We start from the raw sequence: 1,418 nt of genomic DNA, 5'->3' as shown, positions 1-1,418 counted from the left end.
CCGCGTTCGCGCTGGTGGCACTGCCGCTGGTGGCGCTCGGCCCCACCCCGGCGCCGGTCCGGGCCGCGGCGCCCGAGGGCGGCCGGGAACGGCTGAACCGGTCGATGCTGCTGATCGCCGGCAGCTTCACGCTGTTCCACACCGCGATGCTGGCCGGGTCGGTCGCCCTGCCGCTCTACGTCACCCGGACGCTGGCCCGACCGGACAGCGACGTGGGGCTGCTGTTCAGCATCTGCGCCGTGGTGGAGATCCCGGCCGCGCTGAGCGTCATGCTGCTGCCCGCCCGGGTCGCCAAGCGCAGCGTCATCCTGCTGGGCATGCTGCTGTTCACCGCCTACTTCGTGCTGGTGGCGATCAGCGCCGGCATGCCGCTGCTGATCGCCACCCAGGTCGCCCGCGGCGTCGCGCTGGCGGTGGTGGGCGCGCTCGGCATCACCTACGTGCAGGACCTGTTGCCGCACGCCACCGGCCGCGCCACCACCATGTACGCCAACACCCTGACCATCGGCTCGCTGATCTCCGGCGTCCTGGCCGGCGCCACTGCCCAGGCCCTCGGTTACCGGTCCGCGCTGCTGCTCTGCGGGGCGCTCGCCGCCGGCGGATGTGCCATGTTCGCCGCGGCCCGGATCAGCGGACCCGGCGCAGCACGTCCAGCAGGAACCATTCGTCCTCGTGCTGGATCCGGCGTTCCAGACCCGGCCGGGCCGCCAGCGCGGCGTGCACGTTGAGGCCGTCGTGGTTGCCGCCGGTCTGCTGGTCGCGGAAGTGCACCGAGACCAGGTCACCGTCCGGCTCCAGGCGCTGCACCAGGCCGTCGAGCGTGGCTTCCAGGTCCTCGGCGGACAGGTAATAGAGCAGATCGCCGAGCACGATCAGATCAAAGGTCGCGTCCGGCAGGCCGGCCGGCAGCATGGCGTTCTCCACCCGTACGTGGGGGAAGTCGCGGACCTCCTCGCGGGCTGACTCCACGGCCTCGTCCACGCAGTCGACGGCCAGGATCTCGTCGCACCGCTCCGCGAGCATCCGGGTCAGCAGCCCGATCGAGCAGCCCGGCTCGTACGCGCTGCGGTACCGCTCGCGGGGCAGGCTGGCCATGGTCACCGCGTACTTGCGCCGGTTGTGCCAGCTGGTGGCGACGTCCCAGGGGTCGGTCTTGGCCAGGTAGAGGCCGATGAAGTGCTCCTGGGAGACCGTCTCGGCGGGCGGCCGGGCTGTGTCTGCTTCTGTCACGCCGAGATTGTGCCCGAAGCCCGGGACGCGGTAACGTACGGAGCCCAAGTCCACTAGTCAACTATGGGATTGGTTGTCACCGTGATCTTCCGGATCGACCGTCGCACCGGCACGGCCGTGTACGCCCAGCTCATGCAGCAGGTGCGCCAGGCGATCCGGATGGGCCGGCTGGCGCCCGGGGACCAGCT

The 1,418-nt window shown here is 71.2% G+C and carries 2 protein-coding genes; one reads left to right on the top strand and one right to left on the bottom strand.

Annotation, left to right across the window (positions count from 1 at the left end):
- Positions 1-728: MFS transporter (locus AB0C29_RS48410; protein ID WP_360835123.1), on the top strand; the 728-nt coding region annotated here is incomplete at its 5' end.
- Here the strand turns inward: AB0C29_RS48410 and AB0C29_RS48405 are convergent.
- On the bottom strand, positions 628-1,230 hold the full coding sequence (locus AB0C29_RS48405; protein ID WP_360835121.1) for an SAM-dependent methyltransferase: 603 nt from the start codon (positions 1,228-1,230) through the stop codon (positions 628-630). The two genes, AB0C29_RS48410 and AB0C29_RS48405, sit on opposite strands and share 101 nt — an antisense overlap.
- Between the last annotated feature and the right edge of the window lie 188 nt (positions 1,231-1,418).

Origin of the sequence: Actinoplanes sp. NPDC048791, assembly GCF_040650095.1 — a bacterium.
Lineage (GTDB): Bacteria > Actinomycetota > Actinomycetes > Mycobacteriales > Micromonosporaceae > Actinoplanes.
The sequence above is the reverse complement of the archived record's forward strand: the minus strand, read 5'-3'. Positions and strand labels throughout refer to the sequence as shown.